Origin of the sequence: Cohnella mopanensis (assembly GCF_022352055.1) — a bacterium.
Lineage (GTDB): Bacteria > Bacillota > Bacilli > Paenibacillales > Paenibacillaceae > Cohnella > Cohnella mopanensis.
The window spans coordinates 1-690 of record NZ_JAKRWM010000020.1; the positions used below are offsets into that span (position 1 = coordinate 1).

7 tRNA genes are annotated in these 690 nt (G+C 51.9%); all 7 read left to right on the forward strand.

Features of this window, described 5'->3' with window-relative positions:
• The first annotated feature begins 57 nt into the window (after nucleotides 1–57).
• The 7 genes from L3D05_RS22335 (at nucleotide 58) to L3D05_RS22365 (ending at nucleotide 688) form a co-directional block, all read left to right on the forward strand.
• Nucleotides 58–131, forward strand: a tRNA-Trp gene (locus tag L3D05_RS22335).
• Between the two features lie 23 nt (nucleotides 132–154).
• Nucleotides 155–230, forward strand: a tRNA-His gene (locus tag L3D05_RS22340).
• An 18-nt stretch (nucleotides 231–248) separates the two neighbouring features.
• Nucleotides 249–322: transfer RNA gene (locus tag L3D05_RS22345), tRNA-Gln, on the forward strand.
• Nucleotides 323–329: 7 nt separating this feature from the next.
• Nucleotides 330–404: transfer RNA gene (locus L3D05_RS22350), tRNA-Gly, on the forward strand.
• A 16-nt stretch (nucleotides 405–420) separates the two neighbouring features.
• Nucleotides 421–494, forward strand: a tRNA-Cys gene (locus L3D05_RS22355).
• A gap of 14 nt (nucleotides 495–508) precedes the next feature.
• Nucleotides 509–585: transfer RNA gene (locus L3D05_RS22360), tRNA-Arg, on the forward strand.
• Between the two features lie 17 nt (nucleotides 586–602).
• Nucleotides 603–688 (forward strand) — tRNA-Leu (locus tag L3D05_RS22365).
• Nucleotides 689–690: the final 2 nt, after the last annotated feature.

Sequence of the window (690 nt, forward strand, 5' to 3'; positions counted from 1 at the left end):
TTCCTTCGGGTTCGGTGGTTCAAATCCATCATCCTCCACCAGTTTTCTACTCTATGTAGGGGCATAGTTTAAGGGTAGAACAGCGGTCTCCAAAACCGTTAGTGTGGGTTCAATTCCTGCTGCCCCTGCCAATTAGATACAAATTACGATCATGGCGGTCGTGGCGAAGTGGTTAACGCATCGGTTTGTGGATCCGACATTCGGGGGTTCAATTCCCCTCGTCCGCCCCATTTTTACCAAGAACTTATTGGGGATTAGCCAAGCGGTAAGGCAACGGACTTTGACTCCGTCATCCAAGGTTCGAATCCTTGATCCCCAGCCATTTATACGCGGAAATAGCTCAGTGGTAGAGCATCTCGTTGCCAACGAGAAGGTCGCGGGTTCGAGCCCCGTTTTCCGCTCCATCTAAATCTTGACTGTGGCGCCATAGCCAAGTGGTAAGGCAGAGCTCTGCAAAAGCTTTACCCCCAGTTCGAGTCTGGGTGGCGCCTCCATAACCTTACAATATGCGCCCTTAGCTCAGCTGGATAGAGCGTTTGACTACGAATCAAAAGGCCAGGAGTTCGAATCTCTTAGGGCGCGCCAGTAAGAAAACTGAATATGCCGGTGTGGCGGAATGGCAGACGCGACGGACTCAAAATCCGTTTCTCGCAAGGGAGTGGGGGTTCAAGTCCCTTCACCGGCACCACT